General features: G+C 58.8%; 20 protein-coding genes. 13 read left to right on the top strand and 7 right to left on the bottom strand.

Features of this window, described 5'->3' with window-relative positions; all coding sequences use genetic code 11:
• Nucleotides 1-285: 285 nt before the first annotated feature.
• Nucleotides 286-2,727, top strand: a complete 2,442-nt coding sequence (locus OHL22_RS08240) for an ABC transporter permease (protein WP_263335312.1) — start codon at nt 286-288, stop codon at nt 2,725-2,727.
• A gap of 79 nt (nt 2,728-2,806) precedes the next feature.
• Here OHL22_RS08240 and OHL22_RS08235 read toward each other — a convergent pair whose 3' ends face one another.
• From OHL22_RS08235 to OHL22_RS08215, 5 genes are all read right to left on the bottom strand, one after another.
• The gene (locus OHL22_RS08235) at nt 2,807-5,248 is read right to left on the bottom strand and encodes an ABC transporter permease (protein WP_263335309.1); all 2,442 of its coding nucleotides are present in this window, start codon (nt 5,246-5,248) and stop codon (nt 2,807-2,809) included.
• Nucleotides 5,249-5,280: 32 nt separating this feature from the next.
• Entirely contained in the window at nt 5,281-5,496 is a 216-nt protein-coding gene (locus OHL22_RS08230) for a hypothetical protein (RefSeq protein WP_263335306.1), read from the bottom strand.
• Nucleotides 5,497-5,813: 317 nt separating this feature from the next.
• Nucleotides 5,814-8,408 carry an ABC transporter permease gene (locus tag OHL22_RS08225; RefSeq protein ID WP_263335304.1) on the bottom strand — a complete coding sequence of 865 codons (2,595 nt, stop codon included), beginning with the start codon at nt 8,406-8,408 and terminating at the stop codon, nt 5,814-5,816.
• 36 nt (nt 8,409-8,444) lie between these two features.
• Nucleotides 8,445-11,060 (bottom strand): ABC transporter permease, encoded by a 2,616-nt coding sequence (locus OHL22_RS08220; protein ID WP_263335300.1) that lies wholly within the window; start codon nt 11,058-11,060, stop codon nt 8,445-8,447.
• 16 nt (nt 11,061-11,076) lie between these two features.
• Nucleotides 11,077-11,433, bottom strand: coding sequence for a PadR family transcriptional regulator (locus tag OHL22_RS08215; protein ID WP_263335297.1), 357 nt, complete (start codon nt 11,431-11,433; stop codon nt 11,077-11,079).
• A 148-nt stretch (nt 11,434-11,581) separates the two neighbouring features.
• On the opposite strand from OHL22_RS08215, the gene OHL22_RS08210 reads away from it, so the two are divergent.
• The 8 genes from OHL22_RS08210 to OHL22_RS08175 all read left to right on the top strand — a co-directional run bounded on the left by OHL22_RS08210 (nt 11,582) and on the right by OHL22_RS08175 (nt 20,510).
• A complete protein-coding gene (locus tag OHL22_RS08210; RefSeq protein WP_263335296.1) occupies nt 11,582-12,013 on the top strand; it encodes a RidA family protein in 432 nt (143 codons plus the stop codon).
• 394 nt (nt 12,014-12,407) lie between these two features.
• Nucleotides 12,408-12,602, top strand: a complete 195-nt coding sequence (locus OHL22_RS08205) for a hypothetical protein (protein ID WP_263335293.1) — start codon at nt 12,408-12,410, stop codon at nt 12,600-12,602.
• A gap of 281 nt (nt 12,603-12,883) precedes the next feature.
• Nucleotides 12,884-13,420, top strand: a complete 537-nt coding sequence (locus tag OHL22_RS08200; protein WP_263335291.1) for a hypothetical protein — start codon at nt 12,884-12,886, stop codon at nt 13,418-13,420.
• An 80-nt stretch (nt 13,421-13,500) separates the two neighbouring features.
• Nucleotides 13,501-14,079: a Maf family protein gene (locus OHL22_RS08195; protein ID WP_263335288.1), complete on the top strand. Its 579-nt coding sequence runs from the start codon at nt 13,501-13,503 to the stop codon at nt 14,077-14,079.
• 136 nt (nt 14,080-14,215) lie between these two features.
• Nucleotides 14,216-16,204 (top strand): PP2C family protein-serine/threonine phosphatase, encoded by a 1,989-nt coding sequence (locus OHL22_RS08190; protein WP_263335286.1) that lies wholly within the window; start codon nt 14,216-14,218, stop codon nt 16,202-16,204.
• Between the two features lie 476 nt (nt 16,205-16,680).
• On the top strand, nt 16,681-18,762 hold the full coding sequence (locus OHL22_RS08185; protein ID WP_263335284.1) for a PP2C family protein-serine/threonine phosphatase: 2,082 nt from the start codon (nt 16,681-16,683) through the stop codon (nt 18,760-18,762).
• 289 nt (nt 18,763-19,051) lie between these two features.
• A complete protein-coding gene (cobO, locus tag OHL22_RS08180; RefSeq protein WP_263335281.1) occupies nt 19,052-19,606 on the top strand; it encodes a cob(I)yrinic acid a,c-diamide adenosyltransferase in 555 nt (184 codons plus the stop codon).
• A 106-nt stretch (nt 19,607-19,712) separates the two neighbouring features.
• A complete protein-coding gene (locus OHL22_RS08175; RefSeq protein WP_263335279.1) occupies nt 19,713-20,510 on the top strand; it encodes a TIGR03435 family protein in 798 nt (265 codons plus the stop codon).
• A gap of 3 nt (nt 20,511-20,513) precedes the next feature.
• On the opposite strand, the gene OHL22_RS08170 is transcribed toward OHL22_RS08175, so the two are convergent.
• Nucleotides 20,514-21,431: a hypothetical protein gene (locus OHL22_RS08170; protein WP_263335276.1), complete on the bottom strand. Its 918-nt coding sequence runs from the start codon at nt 21,429-21,431 to the stop codon at nt 20,514-20,516.
• A 192-nt stretch (nt 21,432-21,623) separates the two neighbouring features.
• A complete protein-coding gene (locus OHL22_RS08165; RefSeq protein ID WP_263335274.1) occupies nt 21,624-21,902 on the bottom strand; it encodes a DUF3303 domain-containing protein in 279 nt (92 codons plus the stop codon).
• 218 nt (nt 21,903-22,120) lie between these two features.
• Here OHL22_RS08165 and OHL22_RS08160 point away from each other — a divergent pair, with 218 nt between their 5' ends.
• The 4 genes from OHL22_RS08160 (at nt 22,121) to OHL22_RS08145 (ending at nt 24,644) form a co-directional block, all read left to right on the top strand.
• Nucleotides 22,121-22,603, top strand: coding sequence for an HNH endonuclease (locus tag OHL22_RS08160; RefSeq protein WP_263335272.1), 483 nt, complete (start codon nt 22,121-22,123; stop codon nt 22,601-22,603).
• 91 nt (nt 22,604-22,694) lie between these two features.
• Nucleotides 22,695-23,087, top strand: a complete 393-nt coding sequence (locus tag OHL22_RS08155) for a cupin domain-containing protein (protein ID WP_263335270.1) — start codon at nt 22,695-22,697, stop codon at nt 23,085-23,087.
• Between the two features lie 116 nt (nt 23,088-23,203).
• Nucleotides 23,204-24,127 carry an acetyl-CoA carboxylase, carboxyltransferase subunit beta gene (accD, locus tag OHL22_RS08150; RefSeq protein ID WP_263335268.1) on the top strand — a complete coding sequence of 308 codons (924 nt, stop codon included), beginning with the start codon at nt 23,204-23,206 and terminating at the stop codon, nt 24,125-24,127.
• Nucleotides 24,128-24,206: 79 nt separating this feature from the next.
• Nucleotides 24,207-24,644, top strand: coding sequence for a hypothetical protein (locus OHL22_RS08145; RefSeq protein WP_263335266.1), 438 nt, complete (start codon nt 24,207-24,209; stop codon nt 24,642-24,644).
• The last annotated feature ends 315 nt before the right edge of the window (nt 24,645-24,959 follow it).

The following is a 24,959-nucleotide window of genomic DNA, read 5'->3' as shown; positions in this document are numbered from 1 at the left end:
TGCGGACAGTGGTGGTTACCACCCTTTTGGCACGGGACGCCGAAAGGATGGGGCACCCCGATTTGTGGGGATGCGGGTGAGTTTGTGTTTGCGCACGAATGTGGACTCACATCTCTTCGAGATATGGGTAGCCGTCATGGTGACGTGCATCTGGACTTACATCTCTTTTAGATATGGGGCATCCGGCAGCGCGGTCAGAAGTTGTTAGGATGGCTCTCTAGGAACGAAGCAGATCAGGCACAAGAAGCATGTTTCGCCGATTTGATCATCCGGAGGATGACTGGCGTGGGGAGCGATCTGAAACATGCGGTTCGCGGGCTGATGAAGAGTCCCGGCTTTGCCATTGCGGCTGTGCTTGCGCTTGCGCTGGGTATTGGGGCGAACACGGCGATCTTCAGCGTGGTGAATGCCGTGCTGCTGAAGCCGTTGAGTTATCCGGATGCGGAGCGGATCGTTGAGTTCGGGACGTTTTCGACGACGCTGGGCAATTTCTTTACGTCGGTTCCGGAGTTTCACGCATATCAATCGGCGAGCAGCGTCTTCTCGGAGGTGGCCGCGTATGATTCAGCGGGGCCGGGGTTCAATCTTACCGGCGATCATCCGGAGCAGATACGCGGGATTCATGTGACGGAGGGATATTTCCGTCTGTTTGGCGCGCCGGTGATTGCGGGACGGACGTTTACGCGGCAGGAAGACTCTCCCAATGGCGGAAAGGTCGTGGTGCTGAGTTACGGGCTATGGCAGCGGCGGTTTGCGGGCGATCCTGCGGTTGTTGGCAAGTCGCTGCTGCTGGGGAATGAGCCGTACACGATTGTCGGCGTCACGGGAAAGGACTTTCACTCCGATCCGCAGGCGGATATCTGGCTGCCGTTTCAATTCGAGCCGGTGACCAGCGACATGAACCACTACTTCCAGGTAGCGGGGCTGCTGCGGCCGGGGGTTACGATGGCGCAGGCGCAGGCCGAGCTGAAGGTTGCAGCGGTCAGATATCACCGCGAATTTCCGCAGTCGAATCAGAGGCAGGAATTTCATATTCAGCCATTGCGCGACAGCATTGTGGGCGAGGCGCGCAAATCGCTGCTGGTGATGCTGGGCGCGGTCAGCCTGGTGCTGCTGATTGCATGCGCGAATGTTGCCAATCTACTGCTGGTGCGGGCCACGGCGCGGAAGCGGGAGTTTGCGATACGGAGCGCGCTGGGAGCGGGGCATGGGCGCATTGTGCGTCAACTGCTGACGGAAAGTGTGCTGTTGTCAGTGGCGGGCGGTGTTCTCGGGATGGCGCTGGGGTTTGCCGGTGTGCGGGCGCTGCTGGCAGTGAGTCCGGCGGGGTTGCCGCGTCTTGGGGAGAATGGCTCCGCGGTTGGCATTGACTGGCGCGTGCTGGTGTTTACTCTTGCGGTTTCGTTGGGAACTGGAATTCTCTTTGGCTTGTTTCCTGCGGTGACGGCTTCGCGCACCGATCTCAACACGGTGTTGAAGGAAAGTGCGGGACGGTCGGGCACGGGGATGCGGCAGGGCCGGGTGCGTGCGCTGCTGGTGATCAGCGAGGTTTCGCTGGCTCTGGTACTGCTGATCGGCGCGGTGCTGCTGATTCGCACCTTTGCGGCTCTGCATGCGGTTGATCCTGGATTCAACGCGCAGAATGTTCTGACGATGGATATGTCGCTGACGGGAGAACGCTATCTGAAGACGGCGGGCGTGGCGCAGCTCTCACGGAATGGGCGCGACCGGCTGAATGCGCTGCCGGGTGTAGAGGTTTCGGCTGTGGCGTATTGGCTGCCGAATCATGTGGGTGACGCTCTGCCGTTTGAGATTGCTGGGCAGCCGTTGGATAAGGATCACGAATATGGCAGCCGGTGGATGAGCGTTTCGCCGGGATATCTGGATGTGTTTCACATTCCGGTTTTGCGCGGCCGCGGCTTCAATGAGAACGATACGGCGTCGGCTCCGGGCGTGATGCTTGTCAATGAGGCGCTGGCCAAGCGGTATTGGCCGGGGCGCGATGCGGTGGGACAGCGAATCATCACCAGCAAGGGCTTGGGGGCGGGGATGAATGAATCCACGTCTACGATTGTTGGGGTGGTTGGGGATACGCATAATGCGGGCCCGGGGCGTCCACCGGATCCGATGGTGATGGTTCCGATTGCCCAGGTCACGGATGCGTACACGATTTCTTACACGAATGTGCAGCCGCTGTTTTGGGTGGTGCGCACGCGGAGCGATCCGCATGCGCTGATGGCTGCGGTGACGGAACAATTGCGCGTGGCGAGCGCGGGAGCTCCAGCGGCGCACATGCGGACGATGGATGAGGTGATGGGTGTGTCGACGGCGCGGGAGCAGTTCAACATGCTGCTGCTGGCGATTTTTGGCGTAGTGGCGTTGGCGCTGGCGTCGATTGGGATTTACGGATTGATGGCCTACACGGTTGAGCAGCGCAGCCAGGAGATGGGCATACGGATGGCGCTGGGCGCGGACCGGGTGGCGATTCGCGGGCTGGTGGTGTGGTCGGGCATGCGGATGGCGATGGCCGGAATTGTGGTTGGCATGGCAGCGGCGCTGGGGCTTACGCGGCTGATGTCGAGCTTTCTGTTTGGGGTGAGGCCGTGGGATCCGGTGGCGTTTTTTGCGGCTCCGGTGATTCTTTGCGTGGTGGCGCTGGCGGCGGTGTGGCTGCCCGGAGTGCGCGCGAGCAGTGTCGATCCGGTGCAGGCGCTGCGTGCGGAGTGAGTGGGATGCGGTGGGGCCGGGACCAGGGAATAACAGGCGGGTTCGCGCTTTGCGCGAATTTGATCCAGTGGTTTGTGATCTATTCGCAGCGCAGGGCGACGATGGGATCAATGCGGGTGGCTCGGCGTGCGGGTAGATAGCAGGCGGCGAGTGCGATGGCGAGCAGTGAAAAGCTGACGCTGAGGAAGGTTAGCGGGTCCCAGGGCGCGACGCCGAATAGCTGGTTGCTGATGAGGCGTGTTAGTCCGAGCGAGAGCGCGACGCCGAGCGCGATGCCGAAGAGGGTCATGCTTGCTCCCTGGCTGAGGATGAGGCGGAGGACGTCGGCGCGGCTTGCTCCGAGGGCGATGCGGACGCCGATTTCGCGGGTGCGTTCCTGTGCGAGGTAGGAGATGACGCCGTAGATGCCGACGGCGGAGAGCGCGAGGGCGAGCGCGGCGAAGGTGGTCAGCAGGATCATGGAGAGGCGGCGGGCGGCGAGAGCCTTGAAGATGACTTCATCCATGGTCTGCTCGTTGTAGAGGACGGCGCGGGGGTCGTATTCGGTGGTGGCTTTGCGGACGGCGGGGAGGATGTTGCCGGAGCCTTCGCGGGTGCGGATGACGACGGCTACTCCGTTGGCGGCGAGATGCATGAGCTTGGGCGGCATCTGCATAAAGGGATAGAAGAACTGCGGCTCGACGGCTGATTTGGGATCGTTGGTGGGGCCCCACTGGCGGATGTGCCCGACGATGCCGATGATTTCGGCCTCGACATCAAAGCCGACGACGTGGATGTGCTGCCCGATGGGGTTCTGGTTGGGAAAGTAAGTGCGGGCGAAGGCGTCATCGATATCGACGACGATGGGGAAGTTTTCTTTGTCGTTGGCGGTGACGAAGCGGCCGCGCTGGAGGGTGATGCCCATGGCGCGCTGGAAGCCGTCTTCGACGAGATAGAACATGGCTTGCGGCATCTCGTTATTGCTGGTGGGTTTTGGCTGACCTTTGATCCAGAACGGGAGCTCTGAGTCGTGGATCATGGGGCGGGAGCCGAGGGTGACGGAGACGGCATCGACGCCGGGGATGGCACGCATGGCTGCGTCGAACTGGCGGAGGCGGGCGCGGGTTTCAGCCTCAGTGGTTTTGGTGTTGGTGGGCAGCGAGAGCGAGAAGGTGATGGCGTGCTCGGGGTTGTAGCCGAGGTTGACGCGCCAGAGTGCGGCGAGGGAGCGGAGCATGAGGCCGGCTCCGACGAGAAGGACAACAGCGAGGGCGACTTCGCCGGAGATGAGGAGCCGCTGAAGGCGAGAGCGCGAGTTGCCTGCTCCGGCAGTGCTTTTGCGGAGAGCCTGCTGGAGATCGACGCGTGAGGAGCGAATGGCAGGCACGAGCCCGAAACCGATACCGCACAACAACGACACAACGAGAGAGAAGAGAAGTACGCGGAGATCGAGCGCAACGTCTGCTGATCGCGGCAGGGCTGAGGGAAGGCTGGCGAGCAGTGTTTTGGTGCCGAAGATGGCGAGGAGCGTGCCGAGTGCTCCACCGGTACACGCGAGCAGGAGGCTCTCGGTAAGAAGCTGACGGATGATGCGGCTGCGGCGTGCGCCGATGGCTGCGCGGAGGGCGAATTCGCCGGAGCGGCGCATGGCGCGAGCGAGCAGAAGGCTGGCGACGTTGGCGGAGGCGATGAGCAAGAGGAAGGCGACGGCGGCGAGCAGAAGGATGAGGATGGGCTGCACGTTGCCGACGATGTCCTGCTTCATGGAGAGGACGTTAATGCCTACGTTCTTGTCGGCTTCGGGGTATTCCTGCGCGAGATGGTCGGCAATCGCGTCCATTTCGGATTGTGCCTGGGCGAGGGTGGCGCCGGGTTGCAGACGGCCGATGGCGTGGGAGCTGATGTCGACGAGGCGATCACGGAAAGAAGGATCGTCCCAGCGGCCGATGGGGACGAAGACGTCGCGGTCGACGTTGTAGAAGCTGAAGCCGCGCGGGAGGACGCCGACGATGGTGTAGTTGAGGCCGTCGAGCTGGATGATGTTGCCGAGAATCGCTGGCGATGCGGCGAAGTGGCGATGCCAGTAGCCATCGCTCAAGAGCGCGACGGGAGCTGCGCCGAGATGATCGTCGCTTGTGCCGAAGTCGCGGCCGAGCGCTGGGCGCACTCCGAGGGTAGTGAGGAAGTCGGAGGAGATCATCAGGCCGTTGACGCGCTCGGCGACGCTGGCGCCGGTGAGGTTGAAATCCTCATGGCGATAGATGGCCATGGAGGAAAAAGATTTTGCGCCGCGCTGCCAGTCGAGGAAGTTGAGGTAGCTGATGGGAGCTTCGGGGATGCCGGCGTTCTTTTCGTAGAGAGCGACGAGGCGGCCGGAGTGGGAATACGGCAAGGGGTTGAGCAGGATGCCGTTTACGACCGAGAAGACGATGGTGTTAGCTCCGATGCCGAGGGCGAGTGTGCCGATGATGATGGCGGTGAAGATAGGGGAGCGGACGAGCATGCGGAGGGCGTAGCGGAGGTCCTGAAGGAGGGTGGCCAAGGCTTTCACCTGCGGGAAGAGGGATCTAGCGCTTAGGGATTGACTATAGCGGGGATGAGGTTGGAGGGCCATAGCCAATTGGGGTGGATGAGGCGGGCCTTCAGCCCGCGTGGTTGCTGGGGGATGCTAACCCAGGGCGTCGCGCCTGACTTTGTCAGGCTGGCTTTGCCCTGGGCTGGTATGAGATGCGCCTTTGGCGCATTGGCTGATGCGCGGTGCGGAGGATGTGGAGGTGGACGTTTCTTCATGGAGAAGCAGATCCCCTTTGGGGATGACAGACAGAAAAGCAACTACAAAGACAAAAGCAAGAGCTGGACTGTGGTGGCGCGAGCGGTGGTGGTGCCCCCGGTCTCAGAATCGAGACCGGGGGCACCCACGGACGGTAAGGGCTTCGAACGAGAAGGAGATTCCCTTTCGGAATGACAGACAGAAAAGCAAGGGCAACTACAAAAGCAGATCCTTCGCTTCTCACCCCACGGACGAAGACCTGTCCGCGGGGACCCCGGTGCGCTCAGGATGACAATTTAGTGGGTTCCGGACCTGGGGTCCTGTATCCGTAGAAGAATTACTCTGTTCGCAGTGCGTGCAGTGGCTCAATGCGCGCGGCGCGGCGGGCGGGAACGTAGGCTGCGATGAGGGCGACGGCGCAGAGAAGCAGGCTTACTCCGGTGAAGACGGCAGGATTGGTGGGTGTGGTGCCGAAGAGCAGGGATGTCATCCACCGGCTTAATGCGAAGGAGCCGAGGGTTCCGAGTACAACACCGGCGAGAGCTAGCTGCAGTGTGCGGGTGAGGACGCTGCGCTGAACGAGGCTGGCGCTTGCTCCGAGGGCCATGCGGATGCCGATCTCTTTGGTGCGCTGGCTGACGGAGTAGGAGATGAGCGCGTAGATGCCTAGCGATGCGAGCAGCAAGGCGAATGCCGCGAAGCCGGTCAACAGCATGACGAGAAAGCGCCGCGGCGAGACTTGTCTGTCGACGAACTGCTGCAGTGTCTGAAGCTCGGTGACGGGCAGATTGGGATCGATGGGGCGCAGTGCGGTGCGGATGCCGGCTGCGAGACTATCGGGTGTTAGCGCGGTGCGGACGATGAGACGCATGGACGGATAATCATTGCTCTGGCGCATGGGGATGTACATTTCCAGGCCGCCGGATAGTTCGGGGCCGCCGTGATGAACATCGGCGACGACGCCGATGACGCGACGACCGCCATCCTGAGTGACGATTTGTCCCACTGCATTCTGACCGGGCCAGAGAGTGCGCGCGAATGTTTCATTGACCATGACGACGGGCTCGGTGGTTGCGCGGTCGCTCTGCGTGAATTCCCTGCCGGACTTTAACTGGATGCCGAGAGCTGCGAAATATCCATCGGTGACGACGCGAATATATGCCTCGGGGTGGTTGTTCTTGTCGTAGACCTGTCCTTTGCCGGTGATCTGCCAGGAGCGGTCGCCGTCGAGTGGGAGCACATCAGCGACGCCGGCAGCCGTGACGCCGGGGATGGCTCGGACGCGGCCCAGGGCATCGTCGAGAAAGGAATTTTGTTGCTGAAGATTGGCCATCTTAAAACTTGGGTCGATGCGCAGCGTGGCGGCGCGTTCGGGCTGAAAACCGAGATCGACGTCGAGTACGTGAAGGAAGCTCTGGATGAGCAGGGCAGCTCCGACGAGAAGGATGCAGGCAAGGGCGAACTCGGAGATGACGAGGCTGTTGCGGAACCAGTTGTGCCGGCTGCCGCCGCTGGATTCGCGGCCTGCGTCCTGAAGGCCTTCGCGGAGCCTGTACGCGGGAACCTGGAGCGCGGGAGCGAGGCCGAAGAGGACGCCTGCCGCGACGGCCATCGACAAGGTGAAGGCGAGCGTGCCGGTGTCGACGTGGATGCTGGCGAGAAGTGGCAGATTGAATGCGGTGAGGTGCGCGAGCTCACGCGTGCCGGCTATGGCGAGGATGAGGCCTAGAGCTGCGCCGCAGAGCGAGAGCGTGATGCTTTCGGTGAGGACCTGACGCAACAGGCGCATACGGCTGGCTCCGAGAGCGGCTCGTACCGCCATCTCTTTTTGCCGTGCACTCATGCGGGCGAGTTGCAGATGAGAGAGATTGGCGCAGACGATCAGCATTACCACGCCTACGGCGCACATGAGGACGATGAGTGCAGGACGGACCTGGCCGCTTACGTATTGCTCAAGCGGGACGAGTCTAGGGTGAACGGGATTGCGCTCTGGATGCTGCGTGTTCAGTTGCTGCGCGAGGGTGGTTAACTCGGCTGTGGCGTTCTGAACCGTGACTCCGGGCTTTAGCCTGCCGATGATTTTCGTTGTGTTTCCGCTGGGCTTTTTCTGGTCGATCAATGGCCAGGGAATGAAGACATCAACAGGAGTGCCGGGGTCGAAGATGCTGGAGAAGTCGAAAGACGCAGGCAGAATGCCGATGACGGTTACGGGCTGATTGTTGAGTGTGATCTTACGGCCTACGATGCCGGGGTCAGAGGCGAAATGGTGACGCCAGAAACTATTGCTTATGAGCAGGGCGGTGGGGGCTCTGTATATGCCTTCGGCTTCTGCAGCGGTGAAGGATCTGCCGATGATTGGGTTGACTCCGAGCAAAGGGAAGAAGTTGCCGGTGACGGCAACGGCGGTGATGCGCTGGGACTCTCCGCTGCCGGTCAGCTCTTCGTTGCCAGCGCTGTAGTCACCGGCCCAGCCGGCGAGATCGGAGAAAGATTTGTTCTGGTTGCGGAGGTCCACGTATTGTTCGATCTGCGCGGTGCAGCAGTCTCCATTGCCGATCCATACCAGTTGCCTGGGATCGTGAAAGGGTAGCGGACGCAGCAGCAGCGCATTGACTACGCTGAAGACGGTGGAAGCGCCGCCGATGCCGAGGCCGACGATGAGGATGGCAAATATGGTTGAGCCGGGATTGCGAAACATGCCGCGGATGCCGTAGCGGAGATCCTGCGCGAAGGACTCAAGCCAGCTTGTGGACCAGGAAGCGTGGGTCTGCTCGCGGATGAGCGTGGGATTGCCGAAGGCGCGGAGGGCGGCGCGGCGTGCCTCTTCCGGTGACAAGCCGCGCTCGCGCTGCTCCTCTGCTTCTAATTCAAGATCGGATTGCAGTTCTCGCTGCAGGTCTTCATCGCGCTTTCGGATCTGCCACCACTTCATCTTCGCTCTCCTTGATCTATCTCATTGAGATTTGTCTCATTCGGTGCGCAGTGCCTGCATCGGATCGATAGAAGCCGCGGTCAGGGCCGGGCCCACCGATGCGAGCATTGCCGCTGAAAACAGAACCCCAGCGACGATCGCTAACAACACAGGATCGCGTGCGTTTCCGTTTGTCCAATAGGCGAAGACGCCACTCAATGCGACGCTGGTAACAATACCGGCTGCGGCGCCGGTCAGGACGGATACTGCTGCCGCTCGCGTGACTTCTTCGACGATCTGCGATCGCCGCGCGCCCAATGCGATGCGCACTCCCAATTCACGCGTTCTCTGCGCGACCAGATACGACTGGATGCTGTAAAGCCCGCTTGCGGCAAAGGCCAGTGCCAGAAATGCAAATGCTGTAAACAGGCTGGCTACGAAGCTTTCGCGGCCAAGGCTCTGCCCCTCGATGACGTCCGTTGCCGTGAGTATCTCGCCTACTGCCTGGTCGGGCTCGACGCTGTGCACACGTTCCTTGATTGCATGCAGGAGGCTGGCGGGATTGGTTCGTGCCCGAAAGGAGATGGTGAAACCATCGAAGGGAGTCATCGAATAAGGAACGTACACCGCGGGCCTGACTGCTTCGTCGAGGCCGTGATTCAGCACATTGCCGACAACTCCGATGACCTGAAAGTGCTCGTCATTGCCGGGTGCGACGAGCTTCCACATTGTGCCGTGCACCACGCCGTTGTTGAGTACGATGGTGGCGCCGAGGGGGTTGGCTGCCGGCCAGTAGCGCTTACTCATGGCCTCGTTGATGAGAGCGAAGTGTGCGCCGCGCGTTGTTTCGTTGCGGGTCCACATCCGGCCTGCCAGTAGTGGCATACGCAACGTGGAAAAATAATCTTCGTTTACGTTCTGCGCGATTACCGATCCGGACGATTCCTTTTGCCCCGCGATGCTGACCGGTGTGGGTTCAGAGCCCGTGAGGGGAAGCGCGCCGATCGCCGCTGAGACTACGTCGGGATCGGCGGCAATGGCCGAGCGGATCTGTTCAAAGTAGTGGACCCTATCGGCCCACTTGTTATGCGAGCCCTCGAGCGAAACGAGTGAAACTGAGGCAAGGCTTTGCGGGTCATAGCCGAGATTGGCATGGAGCAAGCGCAGCAGTGTTTGCACAGTGCTTCCGGAACACACCAACAGCAAAATAGTGATTGCAACCTGCAGCGTGAGCAGCGACATCTGCGCGTTGCGCCCTCCGCGCCGGCCTGCAAGCCGGTTGGTTCCACTGTTCATGACATGGCGGAAGCCAGTGCGCGACGCACGAAGCGCAGGCCACGCGCCACAGAGAATTGCAGTCACCATCGATATTCCGGCACAGAACAGGAGCACGGGAAGATTGACTGCGATGTTTGCCTCGGCGGGGAAGAGCGTCGGCAGCGGTTGGGTCAGGCGCAATATAGCGTGTACACCTGCATACGCCAGCAATATGCCGAGCGCTCCGCCTGCGGCGGATAAAAGGATTGATTCTGTCAGAAGCTGCGTGACGATGCGCCGCTTTCCTGCTCCGAGCGCTTTCCGCATGGCAATCTCGGTTTGCCGCGCCTCACCGCGCGCGAGCATAAGAATGGCTACGTTGACGCATGCAAGCACGAGAAGAAACGAAACAGAAACGAAGAGAACTTCAAGCACTCCCCGGAATTGCCCAATGGCTACTTCATTGATGTGGACGAGATGTACTTTGAAATGCTGCGGAAAGTCGGCAGGAGTCTCTTTTGCGAAGGTGTCGAGGAGCGGCTGCAACGCCAGCTCCGCTGCACGATCACTTATGCCTTCACGCGTGCGTGCAAACACATTGGAAATCCGACGAGGGTCAGTGGAATAGGCGAGGGGAACATAGGCATCGCCCCACATCCACGCAAACCGCTGAGGAAGCACGCCGATGATCGTGTAATCCTCACGATTCAATTGCAGCGGTTTGCCGAGGACATCGATGCGGCCGGCGTAGTGGGACTTCCAGAAGTGATAGCTCAGGACCGCGACCCGGTTGCCGTCGGCGGCGCTGAATTCCCTTCCCAGAAGCGGTGAGACGCCGAAGTATTCGAAGGCATTGGGCGACATGCGGCTCACGCTCAATTGCTCCGGCAATTCTTCGCCAGTGAGCGACATCGTGTAGACGTCTTCAGCGATCGCTCCGTCGAGCACTGGCGACTTCTCCAGCTCGCGGAACTGCGGCCCGTTTAGAGCGAGGTCATCGGGAACCGGGTCTTTGTCGTAGAGATGCAGGTGCACCATACGCATTGCGCCGCGATAGGGATACGGATCGATGAGCACGGCGTGGATGACGCTGTAGATGGTTGCCTCGGCACCGATGCCGAGCCCAAGCGTGAGAATGCATGCGATTGCGAATCTTCTATTTCGGGAGAACTGCCGCAACGCAAATTGAAGATCCTGGCGGATGTGTTCGAAGCGCGCCCATCCCCAGGTCTCGGCCCAGGTCTCGCGCGTCTGCTGCCGGATCAGTGTCGTATTTCCGAACGCGCGCCGCGCAGCGCGCCGTGCTTCTTCCGATGACAATCCGCGCTCGCGCTGCTCTTCTTCTTCGAGCTCGAGATCGGACTGAAGCTCACGCTCCAAGTCGTCGTTGCGCTCGCGCATCCGCCACCACTTCATGTCCGATCTCCTGGGGTCAGCTTTCTTCGGCGGCGGGCCACATGACGCGGGCCACGGCTTCGGCCATCTGCTTCCATTGGGATTCTTCGACGAGGAGCTGCTTCCGGCCTTTTTCTGTCAGACGGTAATACTTGAATTCGCGGTTCTGGTTAGGGCCCTTTTCCCATTTGGCTGTGACCCAGCCTCTTTCTTCGAGGCGGTGCAATGCCGGATAGAGTGAGCCGTGCTGCATCTGGAGAAAGTCATTTGTCGTCCGCTGAATGTGCTTACCGATCTCGTGGCCGTGCGCAGGACCGTAGAGAAGAGTGCGCAGGACGAGCATGTCGAGCGTGCCCTGGAGGAGATTGGCTCTTGGTTGCTCTTTTTTCGCCATAGAAGACGTTCTACCCTCGTTGAAAGGTGATGGTAGACATTCGACTATCGGTTGTCAAGCGGGTTCAGAGATAAAAGCAAGAGTAAAGGTACCCGGCGGTTGGGGGATGGGAGAATAGAGGCATTCCGAACTGGAGGGTTTTACATCGATGACCAAGTTTCTTGTTCGCGTGGGGATGGCTTTGCTGGTGGCTGCTCCATTGACTGCTCAGGCTCAAAACAGGGCGATTGATTTCAATCCGAAGATGCCGTTTTCGGATGGGTTTGTGGCGGGGAACACTTTATATGTTGCCGGGCAGCAGGGGCCGGATGAGCATGGGAAGGTGACGGGAACGACGATCGAGTTTCAGACGGAGCATGCGATTGCGGCGGTGCAGCGCGTGGTGGAGAAGGCTGGGTTCAAGATGACGGATCTGGTGAATGTGACAGTGTATGTGACGGACTTGAACGATGTGCCGAAGATGAATGAGGTGTACAAGCGGCTGATGCCGAATCCGAAGCCGGCGCGGGCTACGGTGAAGGTGGCGGGGCTGATCGATGACGCGAAGATTGAGATTTCGGCGATTGCGGTGAAGCAGTAATTGAGGGACTAAAGGGACCAAGGGACTAGGGGACTTAGGGAATAGCTGGTGGGTTCGCGGTTTTACGTGAATTTGGTTCTATATTTCGGAGAGATATGGGACACCCTGCAAGCTGACCCAGGCCTTCACGCGCTTCGAACGCGGGTACATGTGCAGTTGATGTGATGGCAAATTTCGTGAGGTAGCACTGCGTCTGCGGGCAGCTAAAGCCGTATTCCTTTTTGCAGCTTTTACGGCGCGAGTGAACTCGTGCGCCGCTACAGGGCATTGCCCGGTGAAGTTTCGGGCGGTCAATTAGTTTTTGAGTTTTTCCGTGGCGTGTGAAATCGCGCTATGATCTTGTCACCGTCGCCATCATCCCTCCCCGGTGGACTCTGACCTGCGGAGGATCGCCGTGCTCAAGTATGTTCTGATCGTCACTTGCGTCGCGATCGTGATCAACCTGGCGCTGGGTGATCCGCTGGAGCTGCATCGGATCGATGTCTCTGGTATCTGCCAGCAGGTGCGCAATTTTGGCGAATATGTCGCGCGCGGGGAATATCAGGAGATGTTGAGCAACAGCGTGAAGGCGACGCCGCATAGGCACTAGATTTTAAGGAAGAATCAACTGCTTTGCGTGATCTAAAATATTAGCTTTTGAAATATTTTTTACGCGTTTAGCGTGTCGAAGAAATTCCCAAGACTCTATATCGGATGCTATATGAGCCAGAATATAAGAGAAGAATCAGGGGTGCTGGCGTACCATTGGACTTATCTAAAATTCGCGATCGAGTGCTACTTTGCTATCTGCTAGAACCACTCTCGCCAGATGAGTGCTACTCTATCATTCGAAACCTGATCTCAGTGTCATCTAAACCATGGAGGCATCCAATGGCTCTGGTTCTGCGAAATCTCGACACACTAACCAGAAAATATATGTTGGTCGAGGTCGAGCGCGACATACAAATTGGCAAGCTTTATATTAGTTCGCGCCTGAGTTCGCGAGGTGCTTTGGAGTATCCGCAACTGCTCAGGGATTCAGTAATCGGAGGAGACGATTCGTCTCTCGCGTCAGAATTAAGTGTGCCCGGTCGCTTGAACTTGTCTGAAACAAGAAACACAAAGAAGGGTCTCATTTCAGCGGCAGTGCCGATTACTGCTCCACAAACCTTAGCTGAAGGCGAGTTCAATCGCTTCTATGCAAGAGGATTGTGTTTGCTGGCAATGGCCTCGGATATAACTCATCTCGAAATTTACAGAGCAAAAGAAGTGGAAACTCCCCGCTCCATCTCCATTCAATTAATTGGATCGAAGATGCTTGTCGATAAACTCCTTGAAGATTTGCGGATACACCAGGGCACAGATACAGCATTGGGGCTTCCGCCTGGGCCAAACTCAGGCTTGAGCGTCATGTTGCCGGCTCGTTAACCAAATTTTGGTAAGCATCGGAAACTCATTTCGATTGCATTAACCGATCGGTGAAGTAGCAATAGCTAAAATACTTTTTAATGCAGCTTATTCTTGCCTCCGCATCTCCGCGACGACGTGAACTGCTTACGCAGGCCGGTTTCACGTATCGCATCCATCCGGCGCATATTCCAGAAGATCCTCGGCCTGACGAGGACCCAATTGCTTATGTCTGCCGGCTGGCGCGGGAAAAGGCTGAGGCGGTTTATGGGCAGCTTGTGGCTGCCGAGCCGGGGATTGTGGTGCTGGGCGCGGATACGACTGTAACGGTTGATGGAGAGATTCTGGGCAAGCCGGAATCTGCCGAGGATGCCGCGCGCATGCTGCGTATTCTGAGTGGGCGTACACATCGCGTTATCACCGGTGTGTCGCTGGTCTCTTCGGTGCGCACGGAAACGGCGGCGGAAGTTACGGCTGTGCAGTTTCTCTCGTTGAGTGATGCCGAGATCCAGGACTACATTGCGACTGGCGAGCCGATGGACAAGGCTGGGGCTTATGCCATTCAGGGCTATGCGGCGCGGTGGATTCCGCGTATCGATGGATGCTACTTCAATGTGGTGGGGCTGCCGATTTCGCTGGTGGCTACGATGCTTGAGGCCTCTGGTCTGAACCTTCCATAAATCTTTCTACGCAGGCGCAGTAAAATTTTTCAACCCGATTGCGCACGCACACATGCCGACGTGCAAATCTGCTTGCCCGCCACGTCTTCGTGTGCAACTCTTGCATCTACGATCCCGGTTCGAAGCGGTCCCAGTTATGTCTCGACACCTTACGCGAATCGTCCGACTCCTCGCGTGCATACTGTTTTTATTCGCGCCTCAGACTCGTGCCCAGACGTCTCCGGCAACATTCGACTTTCAGGACAGCCGCATCGCGGTTACTTCTCTCGATGGGCAATGGCGTTTTCACACCGGCGACGATCTGTACGGAACCAGTGGCTGGGCTGACGCTACTTACGACGATTCTTCGTGGTCCATCATCCGCTCCGACAAATCATGGACCGCTCAGGGCTATCGAGATTACGGCGGTTCAGCGTGGTATCGCGTTCACATCGTTCTGCCACAGCATCCGCCGCCACTCGCTCTTTATATTCCAGCCGTAGCCACGAACTATCAGCTATACGCGGACGGCAACTTGATTGCGACGCTTGGTTCGATGCCGCCGCACCCATCGATCCTTTACAGCTCAGTGCCACGGCTCTTCAATATTCCAGCTCCGCGTAACGGCAATGAGCTGGTGCTGGCTATTCGCGTCTGGCAGTCGCCGTACTGGGTTCGCGCGATGGGTGGAGGATTGCAGGGTGGCATTCTTATCGGCAATCGGGCTCTCGTTTCGCAGCGCTTCGTGCTCGACGAGCGCGAGACGGCGTGGCGTCAGGTCCACAATATCGTTCTCGCAATTCTTGAGTGTCTTGCAGGGCTTGCCGCTATCTCACTCTTCGTTCTTCGTACCGAAGAAGCGGAATACCTGTGGTTTGGCTTGCTGCTTTTAGCCTCCTCGAGCCTTCGCTGCCTATCCACGTACGTGTGGTTTCACCCTATCGGCCGCACCACTCACGATCTTCTCAATCAGATCCTGTACAACTGCACGCTGATCGCGGCGATGACTTTCTTTTACCGATTTCTTCGCGGACGGCCAACTTTTCTCTTCTGGGTTGCGGTCGGCGCGATTCCGGCAAACCTTACGTTGCTTGTGCTCGGTGTCCTGCAGAAAATCTCCGTCTCGCTTTGGATCCCCATTGGTATTTCTCTTACCCTTCCGCTGGCGATCTGGAGCATTCCCCTCCTCATACGGCGCGCCATCGAGGGCGTTCCCGACGCGCGTCTGCTTTGCTTTCCGGTCCTGCTTCAGCAGCTTGTTTACTCGACGGCGCGCATCCTCAATCTAGGCTTTCTCACGGGATGGTTCCGTGTTTACATCCCCGGCATCTTCTTTATCTCGGCGTGGCCGTTCTCCTTTTCTCTGCTCGATGTAGCCGACTTGCTGTTCCTCATTGGCATGCTTGCGATTCTGCTTCGCCGCTTTTCTCGCACGCGATCGCGCGAAGAGTTTTACGAGCGTGAGCGGGAGGCCGCCCGTTCTGTTCAACAGGTTCTTATTGCCGACAAGCTGCCGGATACTCCGGGCTATTCCATTCAGAATGTCTATCGCCCTGCCAGCGAAGTAGGTGGCGACTTCTTCCAGATTTTCCCCATCCAATCCGGCAGCTATGCAGGCTCTCTGCTGGTCGCCATCGGCGACGTAAGCGGCAAGGGGCTGCCCGCCGCCATGACGGTTTCGCTTCTCGTCGGAGCATTTCGCACCTTGACCGAATTCACGCACGAGCCCGCGAAAATCCTCGCGGGAATGAACAACAGCATGCTGTCGCGTCAGCAGGAGGGCTTTGCCAGTTGCCTTATTCTTCGGGCAGATCTTCAGGGTGTGGTTTCTGTAGCCAACGCCGGGCACCTTTCGCCCTATCTCAATGGCCATGAAGTCGAAATCGACTCGAGCTTTCCTCTGGGTCTGGTCGCCAATTGCCAATACTCCGAGTCAAGCTTTGAGCTGGAATCCGGACTGCAGCTTACGCTGCTGACAGACGGAGTGGTCGAAGCGCGCAATCCCTCGGGGGAGCTCTTCGGCTTTGACCGCACATCGGCTCTTTCGCGTCAGTCGGCGGAGACTATCGCTCGGTACGCCCAACAGTTTGGCCAGGAGGATGACATCACGGTTCTCACGCTTAGCCGCATTGCTTCCGCGGGTTAAAAGGGAGATGAGGCGGGCCTTCAGCTCGCGTGGGTGATTGGGGATGCTAACCCAGGGCGCCGCGCCTGACTTTGTCAGGCTGGCTTTGCCCTGGGCTGGTATGAGATGCGCCTTTGGCGCATTTTGGCTGCTGACAAAGTCCAGTAAGAATTGAAAGGTATCCCTCAGCGGCTAAAACCCCGTTCTATTTGCAGGTTTTTACGGTACGAGTGAACTCATGTCCTTTCAAAACGGCGGGTTTGTCAGCATTCCCGGCAGCCTGAAGGCTGCTGTTCCTCCCCACTCGCACGTCGAAAGTGCGCCGAAATGAGTTCTCATGCAGCCGCCGAAGCCCTATTGGCGGCATTGTGGATGTACTGGCTGAAGCCCGCACCCTTGAAACTACCGATTACCCTACGTCATCCTCTCTTCCCGTTCTTTTCCGAAATGGGTATAGTTCCTTCAGCGGTCTCCCCATACAATCGAGGGCTCTCGTCGTGCGTCGACTCGTCTTTGCGGCACTGGCCGCTGGTGCTTTCCTTGTTGCTGCTCCTGCTGTCACGGTTCGGGCCGCTGCTGCTCAGCCTGCCTCATCGAAGACCGTACCGGTCCAGCCCAAAACCGCCGAGATCCACCTTGGCGAAAGCGTGGTTGCCCTCAATAGCCCCTGGAAGTTTTCGACCGGGGATTCTCCTCTTGATCCTGCTACCGGGAAGCCGGTCTGGGCCGATCCGGCTTTCGATGATGCTCACTGGGAAGATGTTGACCTGACGCCGAAATCGGGCGCGCAGAACCCCATCACCGGTTTGTCTGACTATGTGCCTGGGTGGACCGCGCGTGGCCACGCTGGATACGCGGGCTATGCGTGGTATCGCATCCGCGTGCACGTGGACGCGCGCGGCGGTTTGCAGCTTGCGCTTGCCGGGCCAGCTGCCGCTGATGATTCCTATCAGGTCTTCGACAACGGCGTGCTGCTCGGGTCTTTTGGCGACTTTTCCGGCAAGCACATCGCCGACTATTACTCGCGGCCTTTGACCTTTCCGATGCAGCCGCAGGCGGCTGCCGGGGAATCCATCCACATCATCGCCTTCCGCTTCTGGATGGCCCCGCCGACTCTCTTCCAGGCCAGTGATGTCGGGGGCTTCGAGAGCGCGCCACTGATCGGTGAGGCTGATGCTATTCATAACCTGGAGCGCGTGCTTTTCGACGATCTTATTCGCGCTTATCTCTGGTCGCCTTTCGAAGCCGGCACCTTTGCCCTGCTGGCCATCGTGGCCTTCAGTCTTGCTCTCTTCGACCGCTCCGATCGCGTATACCTCTGGATCGGCGGCCTGCTGCTGCTGCTCTCCATCGATGGCTTTTCCGGCTCTATGTCGGTGTGGACGACCTGGATCAGCTCGCGCTACGACCTGATCTCTCACGAGATCGTTCTTTTCTCGCTCCAGTACGCGGGATGGGTGATGGTCTGGCGTACCTGGTTCCGGCAGCGGCGGCCTGTCTGGATGCCGTGGGCTCTTATCCCACTCGTGATACTGCTGATCGCCGCTACTGCCTTTAGCCGCAACATCTTTTACCAGTTCAGCTCGCCGACCCTGATTACGGACGCCCACGCTGTCTCTCTGTTGACGCGGTTTGCGATGTCTGCCTTTCTGCTGCAGATTGTCTTCAACGGCATCCGCGAGTATGGCATCGAGGGATGGCTGGTTCTGCCTGCTGTCCTGCTGGCTGGGGCTGCTGAGTTCGCCCGCGAGCTTACGCACATCGGCTTCACGGTGAACTGGTTTCCCTTTGGCGTCCAGATCACGCTGCCGGTCGCGTCGCAGCTTTTGCTGATCCTTGTGCTGACTGTTCTTCTGATTCGGCGCCTGGTCTATTCCGTGCGACGACAGCGTCTGATGGCGCTGGATGTAAAACAGGCGCAGGAGGTGCAGCACGTCATACTGCCGCAGGCACGCACGGTCTTTCCTGGCCTTGTTGTGGAGAGCGAATACCGCCCGGCGCGCGAGGTGGGTGGTGATTTCTTCCAGATCATTCCACACCCGACGGACGGCAGCCTGTTGATCGTTACGGGAGACGTTGCGGGCAAAGGACTCAAGGCGGGTATGCTTGTGGCGTTGTTGGTTGGCGGCATCCGCAGCACGGTGGAGTGGACGCAGGACCCGGAACAGGTGCTGCGCGCGCTGAACCAGCGCCTGATGGGCCGAGGCGACGCTTTCGCTACGTGCCAAGTGCTGCACATCTCACCGGCAGGAGCCGTCACGCTGGCGAATGCAGGCCATCTGCCGCCCTACCGTAACGGCGAGGCGATGGAACTGGATGGCTCGTTTCCGCTGGGCCTTACCGAATCGCCTGTGTTTACGACGCTGCGGTTCGAGCTACAGCCGGATGACCGCCTTGTCCTGATCTCTGACGGAATCCTCGAAGCCACAAATCCGGCGCGTGAGCTGTTTGGCTTCGAACGCGTGCACACACTCCTCCGCGCAAGCGCCAACGCCGCCAGCATCGCCGAGGCGGCGCAGAACTTCGGACAGGAGGATGACATCAGCGTCATCACGCTGCTGCGAACCGCTGCTGCCTGAGCTGCCAGAGCAAAACCAGAGTTACTCAGGCTGCCGACAAAGTCCAACAAGAGATGAAATACATCCCTCAGCGGCTAAAGCCGCGCCCCGTTCGTGCCTTTACGGCACGAGTTTACTCGTGCCCTTTCAAAACCGCGGTTTGTCATCCATCTCAGTTACTATGTCCTTTCCTTGCCTGGTGGCAACTGGCCGCTCCCTGCCGGTCGCGTCGAAGCAACAGCCATGAGTTCGGGCTACGTCGACTCTGGTTTTGCTGTAAGCTGCAAAGGCAGTCCGGGAGAAGTGATTTATGTCTGACGTTGCTGTTGAGCCACAATCGCGCAAAGGCCTGATTCTTATCAACACTGGCCCTGGGAAGGGCAAGACTACCGCTGCGCTTGGTACCGGGCTGCGCGCGGTGGGTGTTGGCATGCGGGTGCTGATGCTGCAGTTTTTGAAGGGATCGTGGCATTACGGTGAGCTGGATGCTGTGCAGCCATTTGGCGAGAGCTTTGTGCTGAAGCAGATGGGACGGGGGTTTGTAAAAATTGGCGGCGCGGAGACGGACCCTGAAGATCAGCGGCTGGTGGATGAGGCGTGGCGCGAGGCGAGCGAGGCTATTCTCTCGGGTGAGTGGGATCTTGTGATTCTCGATGAGATTAACTACACGATTGGATACGGGATGCTTGATCCGGCGAAGGTTCGTGAGACGCTGCTGGCGCGGCCTGAGATGGTGCATGTCATTCTGACGGGGAGGAATGCGCATCCTTCGCTGGTGGAAATTGCCGATACCGTTACGGAGATGCGTGAGGTGAAGCATGCGTATCAGAAGGGGATTCAGGCGCAGCGGGGGATTGAGTATTGACGCATCGTCGGAAGCTATTGAAAGATGAGCGCCGGTTTTGCTGAGCCAGCATCTCGAACGATAGTCCGTCTCTCCGCGTGTATTATTCCAGCGGAGAACTCACTCGATGCTCCGGGCCACACTTAGTCTGATTCTCGCTGCTTCCTTCGCATTCGCCTCGCCACAAATATCTGCTCAGTCAGCTCCCGCTTCCACCGATCTCCCCGCCTTTGACGCCGCCACCATCAAGCCGCCTGATCCCAATGCCGGCCGAATTGCCGGCTTCTACGGGAAACCTGGAGGCCGCGTTTTCTTTGGTGGAAACCTGAGGATGCTTATTGAATGTGCCTTCAATCTTCAGGACTACCAGCTTACTGGCGGTCGCGACCGGGCTGATTCACAGTGGTTCGAGATCAACGCCGTGCCCCCGGAAACCTCGCCCTCGCGCAACATCAGGGTGGGTAATGCGGAGCCGAGCGCAGACCAACGCCTTATGCTGCAGAGTCTCCTGCGCGATCGTTTTGCCTTCAAGTTTCATATGGAAACGAAGCAAGGCGAGGTCTACATTCTCACCCGCGGAAAAAAACCTCTCCAACTGAAACCGCCAAAAGACCCGACAGCAGATCCCCGCGCTATCGTGGTGTTGAAGCAGGGCGGAATCGCCGATGGAGAAGCGGAGGGCACGAACACTACGACCGATTATCTCGCGAAGATGCTGAGCCGGTACCTCCGACTGCCTGTGCTGAATCAGACCAACATCACCGGCTCATACGACTACTATCTGCCGCCCAACGATCCAGAGAACCAAGACGCTGTCACCGATATCCTCGGCGTAGTCGACCGTCTTGGCCTCAAGATAAAACACGGTCGCGCCCCGATTCAGACCCTCGTCATCGATCACGTGGAACAGCCCACGGCAAATTAGTTGTCAGCTTGCTCGTAAGCTGTCTTCGCGAACAAGCTCCAGCCGTTTGACGACCTGCGAGGATTCATCCGCTCTGAGTGCTCCGGCCACGAGGAATGCCGCTCCGGCGAATAATAGTGTGTCGGCTACGTAGTCGATGCCTTCTACGATCTGTGCGGTTCCGCGGCAGGCTATCAGGAGCGGCACGTAGATGCCTACGGTCACCAGCGTTTCCGCTACGCCGAGCCAGACGGCTGCTTCGTAGGCCCATTTGTTGGCCAGGAGCAGCGCGCCAGTGGCCAACAGGACTATGCCGGTGAGGTAGCTCCAGAGCCAGGGTACGGGAAACCAAGCCGGCGTTATCTGCTCCAGGGGCAGCCCCGGCGTGTTCATCGGATGCAGGAAGTGCTCCACTCCGTAGAAGATGCATGTTGCTCCGAGCCAGATGCGGGCGGCTGTGACGAGCCATCGCCAGCTTCGCGGGGCGCCAGTGGAGATTGCCGCGAGTGAGAGCAGTCCCAGGCCGAAGCAGCCTTCGCGCATGTCCACTGTCCAGAGGAATCGGTTCTCGGGATGTTTGATGGTGCCTGGCACGAAAATCATGGCTACGAACGCCAACATCATGCATCCGCAGAGCAGGCCGGACCACCGCGTGAATTTTTTCGTTACGAGGCTTACTGCGGTGGCGATCAGGCCGGTGCCTGCGAGATAGGTGCAGAAGATGTGCCACGGCATGTAGGAAGGAACCATTTGCGCTACGCCTTTGGTGGCTGAAAAGTGCATGGATCCAAAGGTAGCCAGTGGAGCCGCTACGAACACGGGGCCGAGCGCGATCAACCGGTTTAGTCCGCGCCAACGAACCAGTGCGCCCCAGCTTAGGGCCATTCCTGCACCAAAGATAGCCAACCCTGTCGTGCTCATCGTCGCTACTGTCTGCAACATCGCAACCTCCACATAGCGCTGATTTCAGCGCACAACCTCTCCTTACGGAGCATGACAACGTCCCTCGGTCTCAGCCCATAGCCACATCGAACACGGTCCTCATAGCCAATCACATACGCGAATTAGACGCGAGCCTGAAAATCAAATGCGCCGGATGGAGGATCCCCGGCGCGTCTCGTGCTGCTGCCTGTGTTACTTGCCGGCGAATTGAGCGAAGTTGGCTCCAGCTTCGGCGTCCTCGATTACGACGTAGGTCTGTAACTCAAGCAGATCGACCCACCGCAGTGCACCCCGGTGGAGCGCCGCTGGATCGTCCGTCTCATACAGGCTGAATCCGGTTGACAGATCCACGCTGTGCCATCGCCCCAGCAGTTTTACTCCCTCGACGGGCGCTGCTTCGCCCTTGAGGAATCGCTCGATTGCGTCGTCAAATGCTCCCGGTCGTGCCGACCATGTCGACATCACTTTCATTATGTTTCTCCTTTTACTCCCCGATTTTTCAGCAACTTCCAGCACTCCGCAAAGCTACTAGCACTTTGCCGCGACGGCAAGATAATTGCGCGGTCTCGAGCGCTATTCATTGGAATCACCCTGTGAAATGACGACGAACCTCGCCGGTCAACCACCGTGGCACGTTCATGCGATACAACCTACTCATGCTTGCTGTTTCCATCAGCCGGAGCCGCGTCATGAGCGGCGGCTGGGTCGACCGTAAATCCATACCGCGCGGACCGAATGGCCGCGGCCTGTGCCGCTGGTGCTCGCTTGAGGTTCCGCGCGGGCGCTATACCTTTTGCTCGGAGTACTGCGTTCACGAGTGGAAGTTGCGGACACAGCCTGCCTATCTGCGCGAGCAGGTTTTTCTGCGGGACAGGGGACGCTGTGCGGCCTGCCATATCGACACGCTTGCCGCTGCGCGCCGGCTTCGCGCATCGCGTGGCGGCAATCGCAAGGCCTTGCTTGCGCACTGGGGACTGAAAACACGTGTGCGCCGCACGCTCTGGGATGCGGATCATATTCTGCCAGTGGCCGAGGGCGGCGGGGAATGCGACCTTGGCAACATTCGCACGCTGTGTCTGCGTTGTCATCGCGAGGCGACGAAGCAGCTTCGTTTGCGTATTCGAAGTGCTGCGGTCAAGGCGCTGCTTGACCGTCAGCAGCCGTCGTCCTGAATAGAAAGCAGGGGTTTTGTGTACCGCTTTTCACGCTCAGCGCTCTTATCCGCTATCGTGGTAACGCAAGCATTCCGATCTGGAGCTGCCCATGTCTGAAACTGTCTTTACACGCTGGTCCGATGTTCCGCTTGAGCCGATGAACCCGCTGCTGGGGCGGCAGTTTGTTTCGAGTGAGAAGCTCACGGTGGGCCGCATTACGCTTGCGAAGGGTGCGCATGTTCCGACACATACTCATCCGAATGAACAGGCGGTCTGCATTCTGTCGGGTGCGCTTAAATTTGTGCTCTATGAGCCTGCGCCCCGAGAAGTGGTTGTCACTCCGGGCGAGATCCTGATCATCGCGGCGAATGTGCCTCATGAAGCGCTGGCGCTTGAAGACACGATCGACATCGATATCTTTGCGCCGCCGCGGCAGGATTGGATTTCGGGGGATGATGCGTACCTGCGCAATGCTCCTCCGCAAAACTCTGAGCAGAAATAGTTGCAAATCTTGCTCTTTGCCAGGGAGGCCCCGGTGCAGGCCGTCCCGCGCGCGGCATCAAGCCGAATCCCTGACACCTGAACTTTGCCCCCTGGTCCCTGTACAATAGCCGAGGTATGTCCTGGTTCAAGCGCCCGTCCGCAAACCTTGCCGCTGTTCCCACTGACAACGGCGATTTCGATCCCGATCAGGACTTCGCTGCTGAATCCACCTTTGCGCCTGTATCCGATGATGGAGAACCAAGCCGCGTGCGCACTGAAGGTCTATGGATCAAATGCCCGGGCTGCCGAACGATCCTCTTCAAGGCCGAGCTGGAAGCCAAACAGATGGTCTGCCCCAAGTGCAACCATCACTTCAAGATCGGCGCGAACAAGCGCATCGAACTGCTGCTTGATCCCGGCTACGAGATTGTCGACGGCAACCTCCGTTCCAACGACCCGCTCAATTTCCAGGACGTCAAGAGCTACAAATCGAGGCTGATGAAGGCACAGGCCGAAACCGGCCTGAACGACGCCCTTGTTACCGCTCTCGGCAACATCGGTCCGCACGAAGTGGTGCTGTCGGCCATGGAGTTCACTTTCATCGGCGGCAGCATGGGTGCCGTCGTCGGCGAGCTGATTGCCCGCGCCATCGACCGCTCTCTTTCCACGCGCAGACCGCTCATCATCGTCACTACTTCGGGTGGGGCGCGCATGATGGAGGGGGTTGTGAGCCTGATGCAACTGGCGAAGATCGCCACTGGTCTCGCCGAGCTCGATGAAGCTCGCATTCCCTATATCTGCATCCTTACCGACCCGACGATGGGGGGCATCACCGCCAGCTTTGCCATGCTGGGTGACCTCAACATCGCCGAACCGGGCGCGCACATCGGGTTTGCCGGGCCGCGCGTGATTGAGCAGACGATACGCCAGAAGCTGCCGGAGGGTTTTCAGCGGAGTGAGTTTCTGCTGGAACATGGATTTCTGGATGCGGTGGTGAATCGGCAGGAGCTGAAGGCTTATCTGATTCGGGCGCTGGATTTTCTGAAGACGCCAGCCTGAGTGGCGAGCGGTCGAGTCTGGCGCGAGTGGGCCTGATGGCAGCGTGCCTGCGGCGTTATACTGGCGATCCTGGAGTGTGATGCTTCCCCTTATTGCTTTGACTCCGTTTCTGCTTATGCCTCAGGTGGGGGATGTGCGGCTTTACTCTCTGCCCACCTCGGAAGAAGTGATGGCCGCGACGATGGCGGCGCGGGATGAAGGCTATCAGCCGAATACGCCGGGCACGTTTCTTGACGAGATGCGCAATTCCAATGGCCAGCCGCTTCACGCTGGTTACAAAACCATCGTCCTGTACAGCGACGGCCAGGTTGTTCACTCCTACTCGATCCGGATACAAACGGGCGACATCGCCGATGCGCATACGTGCCAGCTCTTTGCGTACCCGAACCTACTGAAGTTTCGGGAGGAGCAGATGACCAGCCTCGGCACAACCTCTGTCTCTCCCAGTCAGATCGCGTCGGAACTAGGTTGCGACCATATGGATGTCGTGAAAACTCCAGCGAAACATCTTCGATAGCCGGTTTTGTTCGCTGTTTGCGTTCAGAGTTGACGGTACAGGATTGGTGGAGTGAGTTGGTGAGAGCGTGGTTTGGCAGGGAGTTTGATGAGCGGTATGCGTGGGATTGAAGCATAGGCATGAGGCGGGCCTTCAGCCCGCGTGGGTCGTCGGGGATGCTAACCCAGGGCGTCGCGCCTGACTTTGTCAGGCTGGCTTTGCCCTGGGCTGGTATGAGATGCGCCTTTGGCGCATTTTCATACTGCTGACAAAGTCCGGCAGGAGTTGCATCTCTTGGCGGCTGAAGCCGTTTCGATTTGCAGCTTTTACGGCGCG

Origin of the sequence: Acidicapsa dinghuensis (assembly GCF_025685685.1) — a bacterium.
Classification (GTDB): Bacteria; Acidobacteriota; Terriglobia; order Terriglobales; family Acidobacteriaceae; genus Acidicapsa; species Acidicapsa dinghuensis.
The sequence above is the reverse complement of the archived record's forward strand: the minus strand, read 5'-3'. Positions and strand labels throughout refer to the sequence as shown.

Excerpts from the sequence above, each read along its gene's own strand:
- OHL22_RS08230 (WP_263335306.1), bottom strand. The coding sequence starts at position 5,496 with ATGAAGAAACGTCCACCTCCACATCCTCCGCACCGCGCATCAGCCAAT.
- OHL22_RS08225 (WP_263335304.1), bottom strand. The coding sequence starts at position 8,408 with ATGAAGTGGTGGCAGATCCGAAAGCGCGATGAAGACCTGCAGCGAGAA.
- OHL22_RS08220 (WP_263335300.1), bottom strand. The coding sequence starts at position 11,060 with ATGAAGTGGTGGCGGATGCGCGAGCGCAACGACGACTTGGAGCGTGAG.
- OHL22_RS08215 (WP_263335297.1), bottom strand. The coding sequence starts at position 11,433 with ATGGCGAAAAAAGAGCAACCAAGAGCCAATCTCCTCCAGGGCACGCTC.
- OHL22_RS08210 (WP_263335296.1), top strand. The coding sequence starts at position 11,582 with ATGACCAAGTTTCTTGTTCGCGTGGGGATGGCTTTGCTGGTGGCTGCT.
- OHL22_RS08200 (WP_263335291.1), top strand. The coding sequence starts at position 12,884 with ATGGCTCTGGTTCTGCGAAATCTCGACACACTAACCAGAAAATATATG.
- OHL22_RS08195 (WP_263335288.1), top strand. The coding sequence starts at position 13,501 with ATGCAGCTTATTCTTGCCTCCGCATCTCCGCGACGACGTGAACTGCTT.
- OHL22_RS08190 (WP_263335286.1), top strand. The coding sequence starts at position 14,216 with ATGTCTCGACACCTTACGCGAATCGTCCGACTCCTCGCGTGCATACTG.
- cobO (WP_263335281.1), top strand. The coding sequence starts at position 19,052 with ATGTCTGACGTTGCTGTTGAGCCACAATCGCGCAAAGGCCTGATTCTT.
- OHL22_RS08175 (WP_263335279.1), top strand. The coding sequence starts at position 19,713 with ATGCTCCGGGCCACACTTAGTCTGATTCTCGCTGCTTCCTTCGCATTC.
- OHL22_RS08170 (WP_263335276.1), bottom strand. The coding sequence starts at position 21,431 with ATGTTGCAGACAGTAGCGACGATGAGCACGACAGGGTTGGCTATCTTT.
- OHL22_RS08165 (WP_263335274.1), bottom strand. The coding sequence starts at position 21,902 with ATGAAAGTGATGTCGACATGGTCGGCACGACCGGGAGCATTTGACGAC.
- OHL22_RS08160 (WP_263335272.1), top strand. The coding sequence starts at position 22,121 with ATGAGCGGCGGCTGGGTCGACCGTAAATCCATACCGCGCGGACCGAAT.
- OHL22_RS08155 (WP_263335270.1), top strand. The coding sequence starts at position 22,695 with ATGTCTGAAACTGTCTTTACACGCTGGTCCGATGTTCCGCTTGAGCCG.
- accD (WP_263335268.1), top strand. The coding sequence starts at position 23,204 with ATGTCCTGGTTCAAGCGCCCGTCCGCAAACCTTGCCGCTGTTCCCACT.
- OHL22_RS08145 (WP_263335266.1), top strand. The coding sequence starts at position 24,207 with ATGCTTCCCCTTATTGCTTTGACTCCGTTTCTGCTTATGCCTCAGGTG.